At 39.4% G+C, this 24349-nt stretch carries 20 protein-coding genes; 10 read left to right on the top strand and 10 right to left on the bottom strand.

Annotation, left to right across the window (positions count from 1 at the left end; translation table 11 throughout):
* Positions 1 to 30: 30 nt before the first annotated feature.
* The 4 genes from B1C82_RS10765 (at position 31) to B1C82_RS10750 (ending at position 4803) form a co-directional block, all read left to right on the top strand.
* Positions 31 to 1725, top strand: a complete 1695-nt coding sequence (locus B1C82_RS10765; RefSeq protein ID WP_086447574.1) for a methyl-accepting chemotaxis protein — start codon at positions 31 to 33, stop codon at positions 1723 to 1725.
* Positions 1726 to 1754: 29 nt separating this feature from the next.
* On the top strand, positions 1755 to 2627 hold the full coding sequence (locus tag B1C82_RS10760; protein WP_086447573.1) for a M50 family metallopeptidase: 873 nt from the start codon (positions 1755 to 1757) through the stop codon (positions 2625 to 2627).
* On the top strand, positions 2620 to 3555 hold the full coding sequence (locus tag B1C82_RS10755; protein ID WP_411550321.1) for a UDP-glucuronic acid decarboxylase family protein: 936 nt from the start codon (positions 2620 to 2622) through the stop codon (positions 3553 to 3555). The genes B1C82_RS10760 and B1C82_RS10755 overlap by 8 nt, the downstream gene beginning before the upstream one ends.
* A gap of 78 nt (positions 3556 to 3633) precedes the next feature.
* Entirely contained in the window at positions 3634 to 4803 is a 1170-nt protein-coding gene (locus B1C82_RS10750; RefSeq protein ID WP_086447571.1) for a Re/Si-specific NAD(P)(+) transhydrogenase subunit alpha, read from the top strand.
* On the opposite strand, the gene B1C82_RS10745 is transcribed toward B1C82_RS10750, so the two are convergent.
* The 4 genes from B1C82_RS10745 to B1C82_RS10730 are packed head-to-tail and all read right to left on the bottom strand — an operon-like array spanning position 4750 to position 9886.
* The gene (locus B1C82_RS10745; protein WP_086448562.1) at positions 4750 to 5262 is read right to left on the bottom strand and encodes a phosphatase PAP2 family protein; all 513 of its coding nucleotides are present in this window, start codon (positions 5260 to 5262) and stop codon (positions 4750 to 4752) included. The genes B1C82_RS10750 and B1C82_RS10745 overlap by 54 nt on opposite strands.
* 52 nt (positions 5263 to 5314) lie before the next feature.
* Positions 5315 to 6637, bottom strand: coding sequence for a histidine--tRNA ligase (hisS, locus tag B1C82_RS10740; RefSeq protein WP_086447570.1), 1323 nt, complete (start codon positions 6635 to 6637; stop codon positions 5315 to 5317).
* 5 nt (positions 6638 to 6642) lie between these two features.
* On the bottom strand, positions 6643 to 7797 hold the full coding sequence (locus B1C82_RS10735) for a DUF1577 domain-containing protein (RefSeq protein WP_086447569.1): 1155 nt from the start codon (positions 7795 to 7797) through the stop codon (positions 6643 to 6645).
* 10 nt (positions 7798 to 7807) lie between these two features.
* Positions 7808 to 9886, bottom strand: a complete 2079-nt coding sequence (locus tag B1C82_RS10730; protein ID WP_086447568.1) for an OmpA family protein — start codon at positions 9884 to 9886, stop codon at positions 7808 to 7810.
* A gap of 39 nt (positions 9887 to 9925) precedes the next feature.
* On the opposite strand from B1C82_RS10730, the gene folP reads away from it, so the two are divergent.
* Positions 9926 to 10801 carry a dihydropteroate synthase gene (gene folP, locus B1C82_RS10725; protein ID WP_157894122.1) on the top strand — a complete coding sequence of 292 codons (876 nt, stop codon included), beginning with the start codon at positions 9926 to 9928 and terminating at the stop codon, positions 10799 to 10801.
* On the opposite strand, the gene B1C82_RS10720 is transcribed toward folP, so the two are convergent.
* Both B1C82_RS10720 and B1C82_RS10715 read right to left on the bottom strand, forming a co-directional pair.
* On the bottom strand, positions 10789 to 11805 hold the full coding sequence (locus B1C82_RS10720; protein ID WP_086447566.1) for a tetratricopeptide repeat protein: 1017 nt from the start codon (positions 11803 to 11805) through the stop codon (positions 10789 to 10791). The genes folP and B1C82_RS10720 overlap by 13 nt on opposite strands.
* Complete coding sequence (locus B1C82_RS10715) at positions 11759 to 12667, bottom strand: tetratricopeptide repeat protein (RefSeq protein WP_086447565.1); 909 nt, start codon at positions 12665 to 12667, stop codon at positions 11759 to 11761. Before B1C82_RS10715 ends, B1C82_RS10720 begins: the two co-directional genes overlap by 47 nt.
* A gap of 103 nt (positions 12668 to 12770) precedes the next feature.
* Here B1C82_RS10715 and mpl36 point away from each other — a divergent pair, with 103 nt between their 5' ends.
* The gene (mpl36, locus tag B1C82_RS10710) at positions 12771 to 13673 is read left to right on the top strand and encodes an RlpA family plasminogen-binding lipoprotein MPL36 (RefSeq protein WP_008590167.1); all 903 of its coding nucleotides are present in this window, start codon (positions 12771 to 12773) and stop codon (positions 13671 to 13673) included.
* 54 nt (positions 13674 to 13727) lie between these two features.
* Here mpl36 and B1C82_RS10705 read toward each other — a convergent pair whose 3' ends face one another.
* Together B1C82_RS10705 and cysE are read right to left on the bottom strand one after the other, a co-directional pair.
* Positions 13728 to 13994 (bottom strand): hypothetical protein, encoded by a 267-nt coding sequence (locus B1C82_RS10705; protein WP_086447564.1) that lies wholly within the window; start codon positions 13992 to 13994, stop codon positions 13728 to 13730.
* A gap of 86 nt (positions 13995 to 14080) precedes the next feature.
* A complete protein-coding gene (gene cysE / locus B1C82_RS10700; RefSeq protein ID WP_086447563.1) occupies positions 14081 to 14794 on the bottom strand; it encodes a serine O-acetyltransferase in 714 nt (237 codons plus the stop codon).
* A gap of 150 nt (positions 14795 to 14944) precedes the next feature.
* Between cysE and B1C82_RS10695 the strand changes: the two genes are divergently transcribed.
* Positions 14945 to 15889 (top strand): site-2 protease family protein, encoded by a 945-nt coding sequence (locus B1C82_RS10695; RefSeq protein ID WP_086448561.1) that lies wholly within the window; start codon positions 14945 to 14947, stop codon positions 15887 to 15889.
* Complete coding sequence (locus B1C82_RS10690) at positions 15886 to 17331, top strand: Vgb family protein (protein ID WP_086447562.1); 1446 nt, start codon at positions 15886 to 15888, stop codon at positions 17329 to 17331. Before B1C82_RS10695 ends, B1C82_RS10690 begins: the two co-directional genes overlap by 4 nt.
* Here the strand turns inward: B1C82_RS10690 and B1C82_RS10685 are convergent.
* Together B1C82_RS10685 and B1C82_RS10680 are read right to left on the bottom strand one after the other, a co-directional pair.
* A complete protein-coding gene (locus tag B1C82_RS10685; RefSeq protein ID WP_086447561.1) occupies positions 17324 to 18649 on the bottom strand; it encodes an MATE family efflux transporter in 1326 nt (441 codons plus the stop codon). The genes B1C82_RS10690 and B1C82_RS10685 overlap by 8 nt on opposite strands.
* Positions 18646 to 19956, bottom strand: coding sequence for a dicarboxylate/amino acid:cation symporter (locus B1C82_RS10680; protein ID WP_086447560.1), 1311 nt, complete (start codon positions 19954 to 19956; stop codon positions 18646 to 18648). Before B1C82_RS10680 ends, B1C82_RS10685 begins: the two co-directional genes overlap by 4 nt.
* Before the next feature lie 187 nt (positions 19957 to 20143).
* Between B1C82_RS10680 and B1C82_RS10675 the strand changes: the two genes are divergently transcribed.
* On the top strand, positions 20144 to 23329 hold the full coding sequence (locus B1C82_RS10675) for a SpoIIE family protein phosphatase (RefSeq protein ID WP_086447559.1): 3186 nt from the start codon (positions 20144 to 20146) through the stop codon (positions 23327 to 23329).
* Complete coding sequence (locus B1C82_RS10670) at positions 23326 to 24252, top strand: hypothetical protein (RefSeq protein ID WP_086447558.1); 927 nt, start codon at positions 23326 to 23328, stop codon at positions 24250 to 24252. The genes B1C82_RS10675 and B1C82_RS10670 overlap by 4 nt, the downstream gene beginning before the upstream one ends.
* Positions 24253 to 24349 lie beyond the last annotated feature (97 nt).

Here is a 24349-nt window from a genome sequence, read left to right as displayed (position 1 = left end):
CAAACTTGATCCCCAAAAATTACTGAAAATATGAGAAAGAACCTACCGATAACAGGTCGAGAAATTCAGTTCGCTGAATCGGCGGTAATTATTTCCAGAACAGACTCGAAAGGAAAGATTACTTACGTCTCCCAGGACTTCGCGGATGTAAGTGGTTTTACGGAAGAGGAAATGCTGGGCCAACCTCATAATATTGTGCGTCACCCGGATATTCCCCCTGCAGTCTACGAAGATCTTTGGAATACTGTCCAATCCGGTCGTCCTTGGAATGCAATAGTTAAAAATCGCGCAAAGAATGGAGATCATTATTGGGTGGATGCCACTGTAACTCCAGTTCTTGAAAATGGAGTTATCACAGGCTATATGTCCGTTCGTAAGAAGACGAACAGACAACAAATAGAAAAGGCAGAAAAACTTTTTGCGAGATTGAATGGGGAATCAAAATTATTCAGGACCTTCTTCTCTTTTATAAATTCTGTCCGCATTAAATTCGGATATCTCGGTCTTGTAGCCTTCACATTCGCATGTATATTCGTTCCTTCTTCTTACTTAGGACTGAAATTATTTTTAACTGACCCGGTCGCTTCTTCTGTAACCTTCCTTGCAGTGGTTCTTGGATTTACACTTTGTCTTAGAACTATCTATAAACTGAAAAAGAAAATGTCTGAAACCTTAGAGATCGTAGGCAAGGTTGTGAATGGAAATCTTGCCTCTGAATTTCCAAGAAAAGAAGGGATAGAAGAGGCGGACAAAATTTATTCTAATTTCAGATGTATGACTATAAGTCTCTGGGGACTTCTCGTACAAATGAAAGAGAACTACCAGAGAAACTTAAAACTGTACGAGGAATTATTCCAATCAGTAGGATCATTCGAAAGAGTTTCTCAAAAGCAGGCACATGCAGTCCAAGAAACTGCTGCAGCTTCTCATGAACTTTCCAAAACAATTGATGAGATTGTATTAACTATCAGTGAGCAAACCAGAAGTTTGTCCAATGTAAACGATAGTATCGGTTCCATAGATATGTCCTTGGGAAAAACTTCCGAATCTATGCAAAACTTGGAGTCGCAAGCAGGAAACGTAGCAAACAAAGCAGACCAAGCAAAACAGATCTTTAATGAAGCAATCCAATCCATGGAACAGATACGTTCTTATTCAAATGAGATCAATAAGATCGTGGGAATCATCACAAGCATTTCTGAGAGAACTAATATGCTCGCATTAAATGCATCTATAGAATCCGCAAGAGCTGGAGAAGCCGGGAAAGGATTCTCAGTTGTTGCAGATGAGATCTCTAAACTTGCAGAACAAACAAAGTCTAGCATAAAAGACATTACTTATCTCGTAAAAAGTACATCTAACTCTGTGGAAGAAGGCGCATTGAAAGTAGGACAATCGGTCGATGTATTCGAGAATCTTCAAAACTATATTGAAGAGGTTCATAACTCTGCCTCTAAAGTAAAAAGTCTTTTACTGGAACAGTCCAAAAGACTTGGAGAAATCCGTAGTAGTTCCGATCAGGTTTTGGTTTTAGGAAAGATGATGGCAGGAACTTCGGAACAACAAAAACTTTCTGCGGGTGAAATTTCAGACTCTATGAGTGCTATTTCCAAATCAGCGGAAGACATCGCTGCTACTTCAGAAAGCATAAGACATTCGGTGAAAGATACCTTAGAACATTCTCAAAAATTTGGCGGAATTTTAAGTCATTTTAAAACGGATTAAACGGCAAAAAAGCCGATATTGATCCTAGAATGGAAAATCGTTTCCTAAGGCTTGCGCTATTACTCGCGATCATAGTGACTCTTCTTTCCTATTGGAATCATGGATGGGTTTCTTATCTAAAAGACTTTGTAGTTTTTATCCATGAAGCTGGACATGCCATCGCAACTTTGATATCAGGCGGTTCTGTTCAGATGATAGACCTGAATGGTGACGAAGCAGGGCAAACTGTTGCCTCTCCAACTTCCGGCAAAAGTCCTTTTATATTCGTTGTCTCTGCAGGTTATTTGGGTTCTTGTTTGGTCGGAGGATTTTTGATCAACAGAGGATTCAAAGGAAGTCTGGTCCGTCCCACTTTATTACTTTTGGGAGGGGCAGTTTTATTACTTACTTTAAAGTACACTTCTTCCGGAGGGCTTGCACAAAGAACTGGTTTGCTTTGGGGGATCTTTCTTTTGGTCTCTTCTTTTCTTCCATTCGGTTGGGATCGATTGATCACTGTGTTTTTAGGAACCAGTGTGAGTTTATATAGCCTTTACGATCTTTTAGATTTTACTGAGAACGTTCAGAATACAGATGCAGGTATCTTGGCATATTGGGCCACCGGAACCTCTCCAGGTGGAACTGTTCCGAAATCGGTTTTGTTCTTGGGATATTTGATTGCTCTGCTCTGGTCCTTTTTTAGCGTATCCATCGTATTCTTTTCATTGAAGCGTGCGGTAGCTCATCGTCCTATTTTGGATGAGACTCCTGGATTTGATGAAGGGCCGGTAGTTGGTTTGGACAATCCATTTCCAGGAGAAGTTACTCCTGAAGTATTGGAATGGTTTTTAAGCAGAGGTTTGGATTTGAACGGTAAACCTCTTCCACCGGAATTTATGGATATCGAGAGAATTGATGGCTAATAGAGTGCTAGTGACCGGCGGAGCCGGATTTATCGGATCTCATCTATGCGAAAGATTGATACAAGAAGGTAACGAGGTTATCTGCGTTGATAACTTTCACACGGGAAGAAAGAAGAATGTTGAAAAGCTCCTTTCTCACCCTCGTTTCGAACTAATACGTCATGATATCACTGAGCCGATTCGACTCGAAATTGATCAGATTTACAACTTTGCCTGCCCTGCGAGCCCGATTCATTATCAATCCAACGCAATTAAAACTATTAAGACTAATGTACTCGGAACTACGAATATGTTAGGACTTGCTAAAAGAGTTAAAGCTAGGATTTTACAAGCCTCTACCAGCGAAGTTTATGGAAACCCGATTGAACATCCTCAGAAAGAAACATATTGGGGGAATGTAAATCCAATCGGTATCAGAAGTTGTTACGATGAAGGAAAGAGGGTCGCTGAAACTCTTTGTTTCGATTATCACAGAAATCATAAAGTGGACATAAGAGTTATTCGTATCTTCAACACTTACGGACCTCGGATGCTCCCTGATGATGGAAGGGTTGTAAGTAATTTTGTTGTCCAAGCACTTGCAGGAAAGGATATCACAGTTTATGGAGATGGTTCTCAAACCAGATCTTTCTGTTATGTGGATGATCTTGTAGATGGTATTATTAGAATGATGAATACCCAGGATTTCATTGGACCTGTAAACTTGGGGAACGACGGAGAGTTTACTGTCAAAGAATTAGCGGAGTTAGTTTTAAAAGAGACCGGCTCTTCTTCCAAGATTATTTATAAAACTCTTCCTCAAGACGATCCTGCCCGTAGAAAGCCCGATCTGACTTTAGCTAGACAAAAACTGGGTTACGAACCTAAAGTTCCTTTATTAGAAGGAATCAGGAAAACGGTCGATTATTTCAAAAATCACTTGGATTAATCGTTCGCCGAGAAAATCTGGACCTACTTTTCCCCTATAAGGGAATTTAACCGAAAAATTGAGTTTCGAGTAGGCTGTATGAATATCGGAGTTTTAAAAGAAGCTAAGGAAGAAACTAGAGTAGCGGTAACGCCAGACGTAGTTGATGCCTTAAAAAAAATCGGTGCTTCTGTTATCATCGAGAAAGGCGCTGGAGAAGGTTCTTATTTCTCTGACGAAGATTATAAAAAAGCCGGAGCGACCATTCAATCTCGCGCGGACATCCTGAAAAAATCCGACCTAGTTGTGAGCATTCACTTAGCGGACGGAGCAAGCTTATCTAAGATTAAAAAAGGAGCTTTCTATTTAGGAATGTTCCAACCTGCGGTGAATCCTCAGGTAGTTAAAAAGCTTGCCGCTCAAAAAGTTACAGTATTGAGCTTGGATGCGATTGCTCGTATCACTCGCGCTCAGTCCATGGACGTTCTTTCGTCTCAAGCAACGGTTGCTGGATATAAAGCTGTTCTTATAGCTTCCACTTATTTGACTAGATTCTTCCCAATGTTGACTACTGCTGCAGGAACAATTACTCCTGCTTCTGTGCTTATCATTGGTGCTGGTGTTGCAGGCTTACAAGCAATCGCAAGTTCCAGAAGATTAGGCGCAGTAGTGGATGTATTCGATACTCGTCCTGAGGTTAAAGAGCAAGTTCAATCTCTTGGCGCGAAATTTGTTGAGGTCGAAGGTGCAACTCACTCTGCAGCTGCAGGTGGTTATGCTGTAGAACAAACTGAAGACTACAAAAAACGCCAGCAAGAAGCGATCGAAAAATTCGCGGCTAAAGCTGATGTGATTATCACTACAGCTTTGATCCCAGGAAGAAAAGCTCCTATCATTATCACTAAAAAGATCGTGGATAGAATGAAGGCTGGATCCGTAGTAGTGGACCTTGCTTCTCCAAATGGAGGAAACTGCGAATACACTCAACATGGTAAGGTCGTATTAACTAAAAACGGAGTTTCCATAGTTGGTCACCAAAACCTGGCAGGTTCTCTTCCTTCAGATGCTTCCAGAATGTTCGCTAAGAACGTATTAAATTATCTGAAACTATTGGTTAAAGAGAAGAAGATTAACTTCGACTTGAATGACGAGGTTATCGCTTCTACAACGATCACTCACGAAGGAGAGATTCGTCACAAACTTACTTTGGATGCCTTAGGTGGTTCCAAACAAGAAGGGAAGAAGCCAGCGGCCAAGAAAAAGGCCTAAGGTCCCGAAACAGGTTCCTATCAACCACCCTCCGAGCACATCGGAGGGAAAATGGTGAAGAGATAATAATCTTCCGATCCCCGCCAGCAAACTCAGCACCAAAAACCATTCCGGGAAACCGAATAAAAATACCAAGATCAAAGCCGCAGTCATCGAATTAGATGCATGGGCAGATGGAAATGAATGTTTCATATCCGGATTTTGATCTACTTTCCCAGCAACAGTGATTAGGGGTCTCTTGCGAGCGATTAACTTCTTTAATACTAAAACAAAACGATCATTTGCATAAGCAACTAGGCCTGCATACGGAATTACAATCCACCAAGGATAGAGAAGAATTCCCTGCCATGCTGCGTATGCAAGATAAGGAAGAATAAGAACTAACATTATCTCTCCACGGTTGATCCTAGAGAGAGTTCTGTTCAGAAGAGGAGAATGGATCTTTTCGCGAATGAACATCGCGATCGCATAATCGATTCTTTCGAAAGCGGATAATTTTTCCAAAGTGTTCTTATCCAAGTAAGGATTTCCGTAAAATGGAGATTAGGTCGGATCTAGGGACAGAAGATTGTTCTCCTGAAGCAATATCTTTTAACTGAACCTTATTTTCGGAGAGTTCGGATTCTCCTAAGAAGATCAGGAAACGATACCCCTTTTTTTCTGCCGTCTGGATTTGTTTGCCGAGTTTTGCTGACTCGAGCATTGTTTCCACTCCGATTCCTTCTTTCCTAAGTTCTTCAGCAAGTTTCAGAACTTCTGGAAAAACTTTATCGTCCATCAAAGGAATTAAAACGGCATTTTTAGAATTCAGATTTTTCGGGACCAGGCCATGCCCTTCTAAAAAGTTTTTGAAGGTTACATCACCCAATCCAAAACCGATCCCCGAAAGTTGCTCATTGGAGAATAATCCGATCAAGTTATCGTATCTTCCTCCGCCGTACAAGGATCTTCTGTTTTCAGGATTGGTATCGAATACTTCGAAAATACAACCGGTATAATAATCAAAGCCACGAATGATAGAAGGATCGAATTCTAATTGGTCTTTGATCCCAAGAGAAGCAAGATCTGAAAATAGATTTCGGATAAATTCAACGGAAGAAGGATCTATACCTTCTAATTTTCCGATAGTTTGTAGATTGGTATCTAAGTATTTATAGATCAGAGTTAATTGTTTTTCCGGATTTGAAAGCAGAGGTTTGATCTCTTCTTCGAAAGCTTCTTTGCTGATCTTGGATTTTTTGTCTAAAAGTTTGGAAACTGCATGAGCTTTTTCAGGAGCTAAAGAAAGAGTTTGGTTCAAGAATGAATCCAAAATTCCTCTGTGAGAAACCTTGATCTGATAACTTCCTTTAGGAGCTTTGAAATTTTCTAAAATTGCGTTTGCGATCAGAATGATCTCAACTTCTGCTCTATAGGAATTTACACCGAATAGATCTACATTGAGCTGCCAATGTTCTCTGAGACGTCCTTTGCCTGGTTGTTCATATCTCCATAAGTTTGGGATGGAAAACCAGCGGATCGGCTTAGCAAGATTTCTAACTTCTCCTGCAACCATTCTTGCGAGAGTCGGGGTCATTTCAGGACGGATCGCTACATGGCGATCTCCTTTGTCTGTAAAATTATAGAGTTGTCGTTGGACGATCTCTTCTCCGCTTTTTGCGAGATAGAGTTCGAAAGATTCTAGGATTGGGCCGTCGTATTCTTCATAACCGAAAGATTGGACAGTCTTCCTCATTACGGAAAACATCCAATTTCGGAATCTCATTTCGTCCGGATAAAAATCTCTCGTTCCCTTGTAAGGGGCTGTGGGTAAAAAGGCTTTCTGTTTTTCCAAATCTCTTAGACGCTCTTAATGAAGCTTAAATTCTTCTTTAATAGAGTCATATTCGTCTTGGCATCGTTGGAGCCAACTATTTCTGCACCGACCAGGTAAATTTCCCCGATCTGAGAAATATGTCGGATTTTAAACGCAAACCGCAACGGCGCTTGCATCTTAAAAGTTATATCTGCAGTAAAGAAAGGTTTATGTAGAAAAGATTCGACTAGCTGGGATTCGGTTACTTCTAAAAGAATACCGCCTTCAGATGCGTTGATCACGTTTTGACGGATATCAACATCCAAAGTATTGGAGTCTTCTATCCTTTCGTTGAAGACATCTTCTAACTCTGCATATTTTTTTAGAATAGCAGGATCTAAAATTCTATCCTTAGTCTCCGCATAACCTAAAGCAACGAGCTTTGATCCAGAAGGGTCTTTGTAATAGATCGGATAGACTGCAAAAGATTGTATCTTTCCGGAACGATAAACTTTAGTTCTATCTTCTAGCAACATTTCATCTTCTAATTCTTGTTTTAGATCTAGAATATTGAAACCGTTTGCCTCTTCTTGGGAAAGAGGATCCATGCTGATCGCATCTTTTATAAAGATAGTTTTGCCTGTGCGTTTTGCTAAATCCTGCTCAAAGTTAAGTTCTTTTCCAGTTGGAAATACCAATCTCGAATATGGATACTCTGATAAAATATTCTTATGTAAGTCTGTGAGTAGGATCTGGCCGGAAGTTCCAAGGACTTTAGTGGAATCCTGTTCTTTCTTGAGCATATGGAATCTATGCGCTACTACTTTGCCCTGCAGTCCTTCTATCCTTGGTAGAATTCGGCCATCTTTGGCAATCCTTACATATTCTGGAGAACAGACTACTACTCCGTCCTCGTGATTTACAGATTCTACTTTAAAGCCGATTTCCATGTGTTTACTTAAGGTTTTGTAAACTGTGATCTCACCTTCTTCGTTCAGAGATTCAGGATCCATTCGAAGGAAAATTTTTCCTTCAGGAGTAGTTTGTAGGATCTGTAATTCTTGTTTTAAAGGATTTTCTTTTAGAAAGAGCCCGTTATTATGTACGTACTCTTTCAGAATATAACCGACTTTTTGCGGATCCTTAATGGTATCCCATATTCTTGGTGATTGTAGGTAAGATCGGTACTCGACTTCCATCTGCTCTCCTCTATAGCTTGCGGAAGTCGACCCTCCTGTTTTTAGCTCTTCCGTCTTCGGTAGAGTTATCTTCATCAGGTCTGGAATACCAATATGCTCTGGTTTTTAACCTAGAAGCTTGGATTCCTTTGCTACGAACGTAGTCAAAAACTTTCCGCGCTCTGTTCCCGCTTAAGCGAGTATTATATTCTTTGGAAGCTATATTATCTGTATGGCCCCCAATCTCTATTTTATCCGACGGATTCTTCTTGAGATAGTCTACAATCAGATCGAGTTGTTTGCGATGCGCATCTGTTACTTCAGTCTTATTGAATTCAAAATAGAGTTTAGTACCTAAAACAACTGGTACATCTGAATCTTTCCTCAAGGCTATAGAAATTGTTGAGCCTGGTTTGATATCTTTCTTCAAGATATTAACACTTTCGGAAATATATTTCTCAGCCTTTGCAAAGATTTCAAAATCAGTGTCAGGGATCAACTCGATATGGAAATTTTTTGACAAGCTGTTGTATTTTAAGATTTCTCCCTGTCTATTCTTAGGTGTAAATACTGTAGCGGTCGCTCCAGCAATTGGCTCTTTAGTAGTGGCATCTACAACTACCACATTAAGTCCCTTTCCTTTATCTCCGTCACCAGTATTAACAATTTTACCTTTCTCTTCATCTTTGATGGGAAGAAGCACGTAAGTTTTATAAACTTTCTTATTTCTTTCTACGTTACCACGTAAGTCTAGCTTGTCTTCAGTGGGATAAAATCCTGGAGAAGAAATTTCTACCTTATATAATCTTCCGGTTTTTAAAACTGTTTTATAGTTAGCAGGGTTTCCTTTAGAAAGATCGCCGCCGATCCTTCTGGAAGTAATTGTGCGAGAAGGTCCTATACTATCCGAAATTTTGATCGTAGCATCTAAGCCGATCATTGTGGCTTCTGAACCATCTAAGACCAATCCTTGGAAGGATACATCATAGGAGTTCCTCAGATTTTCAGGTACCTGGAATCTATAAATATCGTATTGGCCCTGTCCTCCATTTCGATTGGAGGAAATATATGCCCAGAGGCCTTCATGATCGAAAGAAATCCCTTCTGAATCGATTCCTTCTGCAGTATCTAAATTAAATGGATGAGGTAGTTTTTCTAAACTTCCAGTTTCAGGAACAGGATGAGGGAGATTTGTTTTAGAAACTGTGAGTTTGTCTTCTGCATCTTCCGTATCCCCGCTTCCTGGAAGATTTAAGAAACTACGATACAAAGAAAACTTTTTACGATCATTTTCTCTATTAGAAGAGAAGTATAATTGTTCTCCATCCGGATGAATATAAGGAAGAATTTCACTAGACTTGGAATTAATCTCTGAGCCCAGATTGATCGGGCTGGACCAAACGCCAGTAGAAAGATTTCGATAACTTACCCAGAGATCGTATTCGCCGTATCCGCCTGGACGATCAGAAGAGAAGATTAGAAATTTTCCATCCGGAGAAACTGCCGGCATCTTTTCATTAAAGTTGGAATTGATCTCGGAGACAGCGATCAAATCACTCCAACGTCTTGTCTTTTCATCTCTTTTAGTATAATAAATATCTAATGCGTCAAAACCTTCTCTATCCGCTTTTACGTTCCGGATAGAAGTTAGAAAAATTTCTTCGGGGTTTCCGGATTCATCGAATCGGATAGAAATTCCACCTTCGTATTTATCCGTATTAAATAGTTTGGACTTTTTTTCTCCAGAAGGAAGTTCTTTTTTATTCTGTTCCCAAATGTCCTGGTTCAGGTTGACCGGTTTCTTCCAGTCTGTTTCTCCATCCCTCTTTTTATAGTTGGCGTTTTCGGAGAGCCAGATATCCATCTCTCCTTCTCCGCCCGGACGATTGGATTGGAAGATCAAATATCTTCCGTCAGGACTTATGATAGGATTGTATTCCACATTTTGCGTATTTAAAGGAGATCCGAAATTTCTTTCTAAAAGTGTAGGAACAGGTTGGGCGGATCCATCCCAGGAAAATAAAAAAAACAGAAGAGTTCCTGCAAGTACGGAACTTAGAAAATGATTTCGTTTTAGAACTAGTCCTTTTCCTTGATTGTAAAAAAACATCTTGTAATTAGTATCGGAACAAAGACCCCAAGTATCAAGATGGAAACTAAGATGGAATCGAACCTTCTGAAAGGAATCCAGGCAGAAATTTTCCCCCCGAAACCGATGTTATTCGGGGTTTTGAACATAACCAGTGACTCATTTTCGGATGGGGGAAAATACCTGAAAGAGGACCTAGCTTTAGCCAAAGCAAAATCTTTAATAGAAGAAGGTGCCGATGTTATAGATATTGGAGCTCAGTCCTCCAATGTAAAAGCAGAGCCCATCTCAGAAGTTATGGAATGGGATAGAATGAAAGAGATTATCTCCGAACTTAAAAAGGAGAAGGTTGCAATCTCTATAGATACGTTCAGACCCTACGTCATCCAAAAGGCTTTGGAAGCAGGCGTAAATTATATCAATAATATCCGAGGATTCGTAGATCCTGAAAGTTTAGATTTGCTAAAAGGTGCAAGTGACAAGTCTACAAAATATATAGCAATGTTCTCCCAAGATCATTCCATCAAGGCTTCTGAATTTTCAGATCTAAGACCGGAGACAGTTGTGCCTTTTGCATTGGAATTTTTTAGAAAAAGAACAAAAACTTTCCAAGCTCTAGGATTGGCAGATCGTTTGATCTTAGATCCAGGAATGGGATTTTTTTTAAGTCCTGATTATAAGGTAAGCTTTGCTGTTCTTTCGAGAATCACAGAAATTCTTTCCGAATTCCCAAACCTTATGGTCTCCGTTACTAAAAAATCTTTTTTAGGAAATGCATTGGGTGGTTTATCTGTAGAAGATAGAATTGTTCCGACTGCGATCTCGGAAATGTATCTTTGGTCCAAAGGAGTTCCTATGATCAGAACTCATTCACCTAAACTATTTTTATTAGCAATGAAAACTTGGGAAATGTCCCACGGAGTTTATCGTCCATAACGAACTCTATCTGCCGCTTCTTTTCCTTCTGGAGTTAGAGTAGGAAAAAATTCCTCTTCAGTGAATTGGAGTCCTTTAGTTTTCAATTTTCTAAAATAAGGAAGAAGTGGAGAAACATCTGCTTTCGGATTTTTAGAAAGTAGAGAAAGTTTCCATAATTCTAAGAATACAAGTGATTCCTTTTCTGATTCGGGAGCTTTATGCAGCCAATCCAATGCTTCTGCATATCTTCTTTTTTCGCAATAAGCATGCGCGATATAGTATTCCAATTCAGGAATTCTTTCTCCGGTACCGCTTAGGCTGAGTCCGAAAACTAAAACATCATCCCATTTCTCCAAGATATGGGCCATTTTTAGCATCAGACCTCTTGCATTTTTATGAAATGGACTTTGTTGTAATATCTTTTCCAAATAATAATAACTTTTGGACCATTCTTGCTTGGAAAAGAAGTATTCTGCTAAGCCTTCCCAAGCATAAATTTCTTGGCCAGGAATGGTAGATAGCGCATCTCTATAAATCACAAGTTCTTCGTCTCTTTGAGCTTCTATAAGAAGATTCTCGAATTTTTTGCGTTCAATTGGAGGAGATTGTTTTAGGAATTTTTCCAGGAATTTTTTGGCCTCAGAGATATCATCCACTAGATAATATAAACGTAATAAATTCAGTGAAGGTATCGGGTTATTAGAAAGAAGTTTTTGCGAACTTAAGAATTCTTCTTCTGCGTCATCTATAAGAGAAAACCTTACGAATAGGACTCCCACATTATTTTTTTCAGGAGCAAGGATTGCTTTTCCTCTATGAGTTTTTGCTTCCCAAGGACTTTTTACTGAGTCAACCTTCTCCCTTGTGTAATCTGTAGCAGGAAGATACAGAAACATCGGATCGTTTTCGATCTGTTCATTGTTTCGTATTGGATATAAACAAGAGAAGAATAGAAGAACAGGTAAAAGAAGGAGATTAACCGGTTTCAGAACTAGGATTTTCCTGTAAGTTTTTCTGCGCATACAATAAATACTTTAAGGCCCGCTCTGTATCTCCATGAAACAAATACATAAGAGAAAGATCAAGCGCGTCCTGTGCTTCTGGAGCCTCGAAATCTTGAGGACTTTCCTTGGATAGAGTGAGTTTATTCTTAAATTCATCCAATTTCTTCCGAGTCAAAACTTCTAAATTATCGAAGAATACTTTCTCTTCTGGTTTAGGTTTTTGTTTGGCTTCCTTGATAGAATCGTTGAATTGAACAAATCCTTGAGCGGTTGTAGTTACCTTTTTGAGAGTCTCGAAGGACTGCTTATAGTTTCCTAGTTTTACATGGATCTCCGTCATTAGGATTTCCATTCTAGGATCATTCGGATTAATCTGAATTGCAGCATTCGCGGCTGCTAATGCTTCCTCCCATTTTTCAGTATCAAAGTAGATGGTTGCAAGCGCAGCATAAGCAGTTTTATTTTTAGGATCTAATTTGATTGCATTCTTCAGATATAATTCTGACTTATCAGGCCGGTCTAACTGCTTATAACAATATGCGAGAAGTAGATGAGAGTTTAGATATTTTTTATTTAATTCTAAAGAACCTTTAAGCGCCTTAATTGCAGCGTCTAAACTTCCTAATCTGTAGAGCTCGACACCAAGGTTATAGTAGAGCTCCGTAGTTTTTCCAAGTTCGAGAGCTTTTTGGTACGTCTTGATCGCATTCTCAGAATCACCCGTCCGAGAATAGAGTGCACCCAGGTTTAAATAAGCTTTTTGGAACTTGGGATTCATCCCCAAAATTTCAGAATATACCTTGGCCGCCTGGGAAATTTTCCCCTCTTTTTCGAGTTTTAAAGCCTGGTTGAACTTTCGTTTGATATCGGCCTCGGTCATATCCGGAATATCGACTAAAATTCCCAAGAAAACAACCTGAAAAAAACTTCAGGTAAAGTGTAAAAAACTCCGAAAATATAACATAGAAAGACAGAGGTCCGAAATGAAACAGATAGCTGCTATCTTCGCATTGATAACTGTTACCGCTTGCGCTTCTTCCGAAACAAGAAGAAGTATCAGCGCGTCCGGAGATCCTTCCGAAATATTTTTTGAAAAAGAAATCGTTCCAATGGACCAAGAGTCCAAACGAGATTTGGTTCTGGCTAAGAACTCTTCCGCTTCCAGAGGATTGGATGATCTTCTTGCGGATAATAAACCAGTAAAAGCCACTACTCCTTCCAGACAACAATCAGGATCCAATGGAGACTTCGACGAAGTTGGATATTCTTCTTGGTATGGTCCTAAATTTCACGGTAAGCCAACTGCTAGTGGAGAAATTTTCGACAAAACAAAACTGACTGCAGCTCACCCAAGCCTTCCTTTAGGTTCAGTGGTTCGAGTGAAAAATCTAGAAAACGATAAAGAAGTTTTAGTAAAAGTAAACGACCGAGGACCTTTCGTAAAAGATAGGATCATCGATCTTTCTGAAAAAGCAGCAGAGAACTTGGAATTCAAAGATGTAGGAATTGCAAGAGTTGGTCTTACTGTAGTAAGTAAAGGTGGAGCAGCAGAGTCTGAAGACATGGAAGGTTTGGAAGATGAAGAAGCTCTTCTAAAAGAAAACAAACCTGAAAGATTGACTCCTAAAAAAGCTGTAACTCCTGCTCCATTAGTGAAGGGAGCTCCCAAAGGACAAACTGTCCAAGTAGGAGTTTTTAGAAACAGCAGACTTGCTGAAGACTACAGAAAAAATCTTTCTGCAGAATATGGTGAGAAAGTATATCTTTTCGAAAGAGATGGTATGTTCGTTCTTCAAATGGGTGATTTTATGGATCGCGCAAAAGCGGACCTTCTAAAATCAAAATTGAAAGAAGACGGAGTGGATTGCTTTATCCCTAAAAAGTAAAATTCTCATTCGGTCTCTGAAAGAAAAAGCCTCCAATCTTGGAGGCTTTTTTATTTAATTCCTGTGAGCCCTGCATCCCTTAAGCTTCATTCTGCTTGCACAAAGTGTTTTAGCTAATTGAATATAGGCAGGAAGACAGGTACCTGTTCCTTGCCCACAAGCAGGATCTGCAATCAGCATAATAGTAAAACAATCATCGTAATTTTTCAGATCTTCTGCACAAAGATCCTCATGATTTACCAAAAGCCCGCAATCTGAAAATGAATAGAGTAGGACTGTAGAAAAACAAACTAGAAAAAATGCCCTTATTTTCGACTTCATAAACCCTCGGCCGCAAAGGCGGCTAACGAATATAGCCTAAAGGATTTGGAAGAAGGTCAGTTTGTCAAAAAAAATCTTTCTGAAATTTAGATTCCGCTGCCGTGAATGAACTCATTTAGTTCATCATCTTCGTGTTTAGAGTCCGACTTTTTCTCTTTGATACTGGACTTTGCATATAATTCGTTCACTTCTTTTTGCAGGGTATCTATCTTTTCGACCAAAATTGAGAAAACTCTTGCGACTGGGTCAGGAAGTTCTCCGTGATCCAGCATTCTTTCTCCTTCTTTTCCGAAATCTACTTTGGAACGGACTACTTTTCCGGGAACTCCAACAACAGTACAATCTGCAGGAACATCTCTAAGCACTACGGAACCAGCACCGATCCGAACATTATGTTCGATGACAATATTTCCTAAAATTTTTGCTCCGGCTCCAACCACCACGTTCTCTTTTAAGGTGGGGTGTCTTTTTCCACTTTCTTTACCTGTTCCCCCCAAGGTAACTCCTTGTAGAATAAGGCAACCTTTCGCTATTTCTGCAGTTTCTCCTATGACAACACCTTGGCCATGATCTATAAAAATACCCGGTTCAATTTTTGCTCCCGGATGAATATCTATCCCCGTCAAAAATCTTGCGAAAGTATTGATGATTCTGGGAAATAAAGGAATTTTGATCTTATATAAAAAGTGTGCCAGGGAATGGAACCAAAGCGCATGTAGACCCGGATAGCAGAGAATAACTTCCAAATAGGACTTGGCTGCTGGATCGTTTTTTTTAATTGCTTTGATGTTTTCGAACAAATGTTTATCCCGGTTCTTCTTTGACAGTCGACAGAAGAATATTGTTGTATCTAGTTATGAATAAACCTGAAACCATCTGTTGGTATGTAAAGGAGGAATCATTTTGGGAAAGTGCCTGAGTCGGAATCTAAAGGAAAACGGTCTAAAAAATTGAATAGATCGTCATACGGATGGAATGTACTTCTTTTCGTTCTAACTTTTTTTACTTTAACATTTCAGGATGATATATTCAAGATCCCGTATTTAAACTTCGCAACAATCTCAGAGATCTTTCGTATTAGAACTCCTTATTCCTTTTCTCTTCTTGGGATTTTATTTTGCCATGAGATGGGGCATTACTTAGCCGCCAGATATTATGGGATCAAATCAACTCTTCCTTATTTCTTACCTGTTCCATTTTCTCCCGTAGGAACAATGGGCGCTGTGATACGTATCAAAGAACCTATCCGAAATAAGATTCAATTATTCGATATAGGGATCTGGGGACCTGTGATGAGTTTGGTACTTTCTATACCTTGTCTTGTGATCGGATTATATAATTCTCAATTAGTTTCTCTCGCAGAAAGAACTGTAATATTGCATGCCCATCCAGAGCTGATGGATATTCATTTCGGAGACAGCATTTTCACTTACGTACTGTCTCAGAAAATTTTAGGCCCGTTCGACTCTTCTCTCTTTACCGTAGAATACAATCCTCTTGCGTTTGCAGGCTGGGTAGGACTTCTGATAACTGCATTAAATCTTTTACCTTTTGGTCAATTAGACGGAGGTCATGTTCTTTATTCATTAGCAGGAGAAGGTTATAGAAAGTGGATCTACTATTTGTTTTCCGCATTTCTTTTGCTATCTCTTTGGAATTATTCGTGGATCTTATGGGGATTGCTCATCTACTATTTCATCAGAGTAGAACATCCATTTGTCCCGGATGCTTCTTATCCAATCGGTAAATTTAGAAAGATATTTGGCTGGGGTATGTTATTATCCTTCCTGCTTATTTTTCCGATCTCTCCGATCACTGTTGTATCCTCTTCTGGAGCTAAGAGCAGTTTAGGAGAAGATCTCTGGAATATTCTACTCGAAGTATTTTCAAAATGAGAAAACTGATCTTCCAACTTTCTATACTACTCTTTCTAATAATCTCTCTTTCTGTCCATTCACAAGAAGAAGGTGATGTAGACATTCAATTGACCGAAAGTCCTTACGGTCTTTCTTACGACGGAACAAATTTTTGGTTCGCTGATAGCAAAAGAAGAGCGATCATTCGTGTGGATCCAAGCGGTAGACAAGAAGCTTTCAATCTAGGAATTCCATTCATTGCAGGTTTGAACTTCGATCCGAGAGAAGGTAAACTATTCGTAGCAAGTAAAAGGGTCGTTTTAAAGGTGGAGCCTAACACTGGTGGAGTTACTGAAAGAATACAGGTCCCAATAGATAAGATAGGTGGGATTGCGAATTTTCAAAATTATCTGTATATTCTGGATTCCGAAACTGGAAAGGTTTCCGTTTATGATAAAGGAACCCAAAGTTTTTTTGGTGGCTTTTTAACGGATAGGTCCGAGCCAAAAGATATTTGTTTTGCAAGAGATAGTCTCTGGATCACAGATTCTTCTGACGGAAACGTATATAGATATGATCCTACTAGCGGAAAGATCACTGGATCGATTCGTTCTCCTTCTAAGGATATACGAGGTATTGCGATCTTAGGAAGCAGGATCTATGTTGTAGATAGAACTACTAGAGAAGTCAAAAAAATCTCCTTTGTAGAAACTGATAGATTTCTTGCTTCAGGCGAGGCCACTTATCTTATCAATGTTAAGATCAAATATTCTTTGGATGAAGCAACATTAGTTGGTGGAGCTTTAGGACTTCTTCCTCCTCCTACAACGGAACACCAAAGGATAAGGAATCTAAAAACAAAAGACCCCAAATTTAAAGGGGATATGGTGATGGGAGTTCGTGCTCTTTCTAAAAAATTGGGAATAGACGATCCGAAAGGTCCCCAAACTTTAGAATACCATTTCGAAGCAAGAACGACTAATGTTCGATATTACGTCCTGGATGATTTCTTAAAGAAGAAGGAAGAGATTCCCACCGACTTGGCAGCATTCACTAAAAATAGGGTTTCTGTAAAAGAGAAGGCGGGGAATTTTTTCTTAGATAAAATTTTCGATGCGAGATTATTCCGTTCTGATTGGGACAGTTTGAAAAAGTCTTTGCTGGATTCAGGTTTGCCCGTTCGCCCAGTGAGAAGTTTGGTATTTTCAGGAAATTCGAATCCTTCTTTCAAGGATACTCTGGACATTTATATTCCGAGTTTCGGTTGGGTGCCTCTTGCCAGTGTAAAACCGGAGAAGATTGAATCTTCGCGTGCTTACCAAAAGGGAGAGGAAATGGTAGATCTATTCCGTAGTGAGGCTTGGGCTGCTCTACCTTCTCCCATTTTATTCAAAGCAAAGGATTCTGAAATTTGGAAACCACTTCCTGCGGAGATAGAAGTTACTCTTCTTCCTAAAGGAACTGATCTTTCTTCTAACTAAAGGATTTTTGCCTGTTTACAAAATATCTCTTATAGGCACCAATTCCAAGTGTGATCGCTCTTCCTAACATATAGAAAGAGAGTGAAAGCCAAAGTATATGATTATTATTTTGAAGCTTTCCCCAATAGGCAATTGGAAAGAAAAATACGATGGAACTCACGATCATTGAATTTCGAAGAATTTTACCTTCTGAAATTCCTAAGAAGAAACCATCGAATATGAAGGCAAAAGATCCAAAGAGCAGAACCGGTGCGATCCAATAACCATATTCTTTTGCAAGTGCGACGACAGGTTTGGACTTACTAAATAATTCGAATAAGAATTCGGCAGGAAGAAGAATTAAAATACAAAAGAGTAAAGAAATCCCAAACCCTGAAACGATCGCCATTTTTAGGATCTTTCTAAGGCCTTCTGAATTATTATTTCCTTTTAGATTTCCTGCAACTGTTTCCATTGCGATCGCCGCACCATCTATCCAAAATGCTCCGATCAATATCAATTGGTGAAGGATCGCATTTGCAGCTAATGTTTCTGATCCCAACCCAGAACTATAATTTCTGAACAAACTGAATGTTGTGATCAGAAGTAAGGTCCGGATCATTATATCCGAATTCAAAGATAGAAGAGATGTATATCCTTTCAGAGAAAAGATCTGTATTTCATGATATATCTGTAAGAAGCGATCCTTCTCCTTAAATAGTAATACAAGGAAGAATACGCACATCAGGTACTGGCTAATCGAAGTAGCGAAACCGGCTCCGTAAGCTTTCCAATCTAAAAATAGAATAAACCAAATATTCAATCCTATATTGACCAGGTTTGCAATTACAGTCGCCACTAATACTGTAGCACTTTTGGACCTTCCTAAAAACCAACCAGTAAGAACGAAATTACAAAGAGTTGCCGGTGCACTGATGATCCTGGATTTAAAATATTCTCCTCCAGCGGATTTTACTTCTTTATCTCCTTCCAAAACAGAAAATCCTAATTCTTCCAAATAAGTTTGAGCAAGCAGAATCAAAAGACCGATCCCGAGGCCGAGTAATAAAGATCGTAAAAGTATCTGAAAGGATTCTTTTGCGTTTTCGTTTCCTTCGGCTTGGGCCGTAAGACCTGTTGTGCTCATTCTTAAGAATGAAAATCCCCAGAACAAATAATCAAATATTACGTTGGATAGTGCGACGCCGGCTACATATGTATGAGATTCCAACTGACCTAGCACCGCAATATCAGCGAAGCTAGTAAGGGGAACAGTTAAGTTTGCGATTATATTAAAGAATGTAAGAGTAAGAAATTTTTTTTCCAAGAGAAGGCTCAAGTGCTCAATCGCTTCTTATTTTCTATACTTTGGAAAACATTGCAGGCTACTAAGTCTCCTGTGACATTTACAGTGGTCCTGCACATGTCCAAAATACGGTCTACTCCTAAAATGATTCCGATTCCTTCTGTAGGAACTCCTACTCCCGCTAAAATAGATGCGAGAATTACTATACCGAGTCCTGGAGTACTTGGAGTTCCGATAGAAGCCACTACAGTTGCGATAAGCACAAATACAAGATTGGTTGTCGTTAACTCTATTCCATAAACTTGAGCTAAGAATATTGTGGCGACCGCTTGGTAAAGTGCAGTTCCATCCATATTTACTGTAGCTCCCAAAGGCAGAATGAACTCTGCGATTTTTCGAGAGACACCCATTTTCTCTATTCCAGTTTTTAATGAAAAAGGAAGAACTGCTGCAGAACTGGAAGTAGAGAATGCAAGTAATTGCACTTCTCCAGCTTGTTTAAAGAACCAAATAGGACTCCTTCTTGCTGCAAGCATTAGTATAATTGAATACATAATGAGAATTAAAACAAGTCCGCCAAGCACAGTGAGAAAATACACTCCTAAGCTTAATAAAACTTTGAGGCCGATTTTAGCAGTAATTTGCGCGATCAGACCAAAGACAGCAAACGGTGCGATTTTCATTGCCCATTGTACGAATATCATACTGGTTTTGAATATAGCCTGAAATACAGGAAGAACATGTGATGCGCTTTGTTGTTCTATAGAAAGAATTGCGATCCCAACCAATAGCGCGAGTAAAACTACCCCTAACATATCTCCGTTTGCAAATGTTTGGAATGGGTTTCTCGGAAGAACTGAAAGTATTAACTCTGGGATCTTCTCTACCGAAATAGTACCCGAAGATTCAGATACTTTGTTTGGGACCTGCACTCTTGGAATCCCTGCCGGATCTACGAAACTACCCGGTTTGACCGTGCTTGCTAAGATCATTCCGATTGATACGGCTAATATTGTGGTGAATACGAAGTATAAGAATGCTTTCAGTCCGAAACTTTTCAGATTATCTAGAGTTTCTCCAGCATGAATTCCCAGAACGATGGAACAAAACACCAAGGGGATCATGATGATCTGCAATAAGATTAGAAAAAAATGACCCGGAAGTCCTAACCAAGAAATGATCGGCTTAGAATATTCTTGGTCTACCAGCGAATTTTCAGGACTTAGATATAAGCCTACTAAAAGTCCGGATACCAAACCTAACAAAACTCTGAACCAGAGTTTTTCTAAAGGAAGAAATCTAATAGCTTTTGGAAAGTTTTGATTCAAGTCGGCGGACATACTTGACAGAATAGGAGTCGCATTCTTATTTTTCTATTGATTTTTCCCTTTTCAAAATGATAGTGAAGGCTTTAGCCGATTTTTTACCTGTTCTGAAGATGTATTCCGGAACCGGTAAACTAAAAATAAAAAATTCGGTTTGAAGTCAGTTTCGATCATCCGGGCGTCCGAGAGCCTACAGGAGTTTATGGGGTTAAATCCGATTTCTTGGGACCTAGTCCTCTTTAATTATTATTCGTTTGGAAGTTTATTGGTCACTTTGACCACCATATTCCTCGGGATCTTCTTTCTTACCCTAAAGAATAGGACCATAGCTACCACTCATCTTGGGATCGGCTTTATGCTATTGGGAATATTCGAGACAGGATACTTCTTAGCTGCCTTCTTATATCATCCGATTGCGGCTTACCATCGCTGGATGACCGGTGGATTCATTCTATTTGCTCTCGCCCATTTCACTCAGTTCTTACTAAGGTTTCCGGGAAATAGCAACCAACGAATTGCTAGATGGGTTTTGCTCACAGAGCATTCTGTTGCTGCAATTACTGTGAGCTTTTTCATATATTTTACGTATATATCTGAGAAAATTTATCACTTCACTGCCCATCATTGGGACTTCAATGCGTTTGATGCTAGCCGTTATCTTGCATTAGTGATTGGAATATTCTCTATTGTAGGTTTTATTGTCGTCCCAACTTGGAGGGTAATAATCACCAAAGATAAGAGAAGGATTGCTCTTCTTATGTTTAATATTGGATTTTTGATCGCTGCGATCTATCCGAATATTTCAAACATTCTCAGCCGAGACGGAGTGATGGAACGTTCTACGTACATGACTTCGAACGTAATTCTGTTCTTAACTGCGTTCTCATTCTTAGTCATAGCATTCATCAATAATAGTGCCGAACGTACTACCTTTATGGTTAAGATTGTAGGGATCACACTCTTTACGATCTGTTTGATCATGCAGGCATTAGTATATATCTCCAGCCAAGAAAAAGACGCAGAATATGACAGTTTGCGTATGGTGAATATCGAAAGAGCTTTGGAGAATGGAGTAAAATCTGGAGATATAGAATACGCCTTTCATTGGGATGATTCCAAGGAAAGTTTGAATTCTTCAGAATATGATCCGAACAAAGAATTAAATCTGAAAGAGATCGAAGCAGATTTACAGAACGTAACCACTTACGAAGAGATCCGTAATTTAAAGGAAGAAGGATTTAGAAAATCTTTAAGTTTACTTTTAGATCGAACTCACACTTACTTTGGCGGTTATAAACGTTTTATCCAAAAATTATTGGAAGAAAAGAAAGACCTCTCCGACGCGGAGCTTAAAAAACTGATCTTAGAAAGTGCAGAACAATGGAATAAGCGTGCTTTCGTTGCTACGAACAGACTCGAGGCAATTGTAGGAGGCTCTTTTTGCAAAAAGGGAAGAGATTTCGTAAATGCATTAGGAGATTCGGAGTTCGGCTTTAAAGAAGAAATTTTCTCCCATTGGTCGGAAGATTGTCTTTGGGATGGAAAAGACTTAGACCAATCTCAGCTTCGTTCCGAAGTTCTGAGATATTTCCGATATTTTAAACCTAGCGAAACTCGCCACTACAGAAGAAGCCAAGATGGAACAGGGCATTACGTTGCCTTCATGAAATTCCAACCTGAAAAACAACAAATGAGCGAGGTTGGATTCTCTTATAGATTATATAGAGAATTCATGCACCCAACAGCAGTGAAACAAACTGGAATCTTGCTCGCGGTAATCTTTATCGTACTCGCGTTGTTTCCACTCTTCTTCAAGAACAGTTTAGTGGATCCATTGAATAGCCTTCTTTCTGGGGTGGAAAAGGTAAACAAGGGAGATCTGGATGTAGTGGTTCCAGTCAAGGTCCGAGATGAGATCGGATTCTTAGCAGACTCATTCAATGCGATGGTGGCTTCTATCAAGCAGGCCAGAAGAGAACTCCAAGATTACGCAGAAAACCTGGAAGAAAAAGTTCGTGAAAGAACTAGAGAAGTTCAGGAGAAGATGGAGGAAGTCCAACGCCTAAAAGTGCAGCAGGATGGAGACTACTTCTTAACTTCATTATTAGCGAAGCCACTTTTCTATAATGCGAATAAATCCAAATTGGTTTCTACTAATTTTATCATTCGCCAAAAGAAACAGTTCGAGTTCAGAGGAAAACATTCCGATCTGGGCGGGGATATCTGCGTCACAGGAAATCTTAGATTAGGACGTCCTGATTCATTCAAACGTTATACAGTTTCTATGAACGGTGATGCGATGGGTAAATCCATGCAGGGTGCGGGTGGAGCGCTGGTTATGGGAGTTGTTATGAACTCCATTCTTGCTCGCTCCGCAGCAAATAACAGGATTCTTGATGCAACTCCTGAACAATGGCTGACTGAAATTTATAACGAAATCCATGCAGTATTCAAATCCTTCAACGGATCAATGGTCATCTCTGCTTCTCTTTATCTTGTAGAGGATGAAACCGGAGTATGTTGGTATTTCAACGCTGAGCACCCTTACTCAGTACTGTATAGAGATGGAAAGGCAAGTTTTATCGAAGACGGATTGACACTAAGAAAATTAGGTCTGGATTCAGAATTCGAATTTAAGGTAAGAAGTTTCCAACTCAAAAAAGGTGATATTATCATCCTTGGCTCAGACGGTAGGGACGATGTGGACCTAACTCCGGAAGAGACGATCCGCACAATCAACGAAGATGAGATGTTGTTCCTACGACATGTGGAAACTGCAAAAGCAAATCTCGAAGATATCGAAACAGAGATCCGTAAAACCGGGGAACTTACTGATGACCTTTCTCTTCTAAAGATAGAGTTCCAAGGAGAACCTAAAAGTGACGAGATCGAAGAAATTTTCGAGTCTTCCGATCATATCGACAAAGCATTAAATACAGATTCCGTTTATGAAGATGCAAAGAAAATGTATAAAACCGGACGTTTGGACGAAGCATTAGAACTTCTGAAAACGGGTTATATGCATGATAGTGCTAACCAAAGGCTGAATAAACTTTTGGGACTCTTGAGCTTTAAGGGCAAAGATTATAGCACCGCTGTAGAAGTTCTAAATAACTATCTTGGAACTGATCCGGACCTTCATGAGTATTGGTTCTATCTTTCCATCGCAAACAAGAAGATGGGTAAATATGATCAGGCTTTGACTGCGAGTTTGAAACTTTTGGAAATCGATCCAAACAATATTTCCAATATGATCAATCTATCTGATATCTATCGTTTGATGGAAATGTATGATAGAGCAGAAGAATATGCTCGTAAAGTATTACAAAAAGAACCGGGGAACGAAAACGCTCATAAATTGATCCGTTTGATAGAGAGAGATCGTTGATCAACGGCTTTCTCTCTAGATTCTTTTTATGGATGCGGATCGGAACACTTTCCGCATGTTTGTTTTTGGTTCCCTCACTTCTTTCTCAAAATAAGAAGTCTTCAAAAACAAATGAGTCAAACTTCTCCTTTAGATTAAAAGGAGGAGAGATTCGGTTATCAGTTCGAAATGAAACTGAACTCAAAGAATGGGACAAATACGCATTCGAAAAAACAAAGAAGATCTTAGATGCGTATGAATCCTATTTAGGGATCCCATTCCATCAGGCATCTTCTCTTATATTTAAAACTCTTCCTTCTTCTGAAAAAGATAAGATTCGTTTGGTCTTAAAGGACACTGTCTTTCTGAACGGAACCAGAGTGGGAGGATATAATAATGTATCCGGAGAATTGGGAAAAGAACTCGGGATCTTTATGGAACTTGGCTTAGTGCCTCCGGGCTATCCAGCATTACTTTTACATGAGTTGGGACATTATTATTTTACTGAACCATCCTGGTTAAGCGAAGGGATCGTTTCTTATCTGCCTTATCTTTTGTCCAAAAGAGGTTATCTGAAACTCGATTCGGATGAACTCCAATCAGTAACAGAAGAATGGAGTCTGACAGAAGCAGTCCCTAAAAACGATCCTCCTCTTTCCAAGGATTTTCATCTTTCCAATCCAGCTTTGGGTCCCTGGTTTTACTCCAAGTCAATCCGCACTCAATTCATCATTCACAAAGAACTTGGCTACGAAGGTTATAAATCATTTCTGAAGCAGGTGGCTTCTTCTGAAATGTTGAATACAGAACTAGTTTTCAAGATCCTGAATAAGGTTCAGAGAAAAGATTGGAATAAGATCCTACAAGGTTGGGTGGAAGCAGGACCTTACAGCGTTTATACTCCCAACTCTTTTACGAAAATCCAAGACATAGAAAAACTTTAAGCTTGATTTTTGCATTGCATTCGTTATACAAAACAGTGAATTCTAGGCGAATTTCTTTTTTGATTTGATCTGATCGGTTCCAGCTTTAATATAATCC

The organism is Leptospira venezuelensis (genome assembly GCF_002150035.1).
Lineage (GTDB): Bacteria > Spirochaetota > Leptospiria > Leptospirales > Leptospiraceae > Leptospira_B > Leptospira_B venezuelensis.
Note: the sequence above shows the minus strand (reverse complement) of the source record. Positions and strands in the feature narration are given on the sequence as shown.

Excerpts from the sequence above, each read along its gene's own strand:
- B1C82_RS10765 (WP_086447574.1), top strand. The coding sequence starts at position 31 with ATGAGAAAGAACCTACCGATAACAGGTCGAGAAATTCAGTTCGCTGAA.
- B1C82_RS10760 (WP_086447573.1), top strand. The coding sequence starts at position 1,755 with ATGGAAAATCGTTTCCTAAGGCTTGCGCTATTACTCGCGATCATAGTG.
- B1C82_RS10755 (WP_411550321.1), top strand. The coding sequence starts at position 2,620 with ATGGCTAATAGAGTGCTAGTGACCGGCGGAGCCGGATTTATCGGATCT.
- B1C82_RS10750 (WP_086447571.1), top strand. The coding sequence starts at position 3,634 with ATGAATATCGGAGTTTTAAAAGAAGCTAAGGAAGAAACTAGAGTAGCG.
- B1C82_RS10745 (WP_086448562.1), bottom strand. The coding sequence starts at position 5,262 with ATGTTCATTCGCGAAAAGATCCATTCTCCTCTTCTGAACAGAACTCTC.
- B1C82_RS10735 (WP_086447569.1), bottom strand. The coding sequence starts at position 7,797 with ATGGAAGTCGAGTACCGATCTTACCTACAATCACCAAGAATATGGGAT.
- B1C82_RS10730 (WP_086447568.1), bottom strand. The coding sequence starts at position 9,886 with ATGTTTTTTTACAATCAAGGAAAAGGACTAGTTCTAAAACGAAATCAT.
- folP (WP_157894122.1), top strand. The coding sequence starts at position 9,926 with ATGGAAACTAAGATGGAATCGAACCTTCTGAAAGGAATCCAGGCAGAA.
- B1C82_RS10720 (WP_086447566.1), bottom strand. The coding sequence starts at position 11,805 with ATGCGCAGAAAAACTTACAGGAAAATCCTAGTTCTGAAACCGGTTAAT.
- B1C82_RS10715 (WP_086447565.1), bottom strand. The coding sequence starts at position 12,667 with ATGACCGAGGCCGATATCAAACGAAAGTTCAACCAGGCTTTAAAACTC.
- mpl36 (WP_008590167.1), top strand. The coding sequence starts at position 12,771 with ATGAAACAGATAGCTGCTATCTTCGCATTGATAACTGTTACCGCTTGC.
- B1C82_RS10705 (WP_086447564.1), bottom strand. The coding sequence starts at position 13,994 with ATGAAGTCGAAAATAAGGGCATTTTTTCTAGTTTGTTTTTCTACAGTC.
- B1C82_RS10690 (WP_086447562.1), top strand. The coding sequence starts at position 15,886 with ATGAGAAAACTGATCTTCCAACTTTCTATACTACTCTTTCTAATAATC.
- B1C82_RS10680 (WP_086447560.1), bottom strand. The coding sequence starts at position 19,956 with ATGTCCGCCGACTTGAATCAAAACTTTCCAAAAGCTATTAGATTTCTT.
- B1C82_RS10675 (WP_086447559.1), top strand. The coding sequence starts at position 20,144 with ATGGGGTTAAATCCGATTTCTTGGGACCTAGTCCTCTTTAATTATTAT.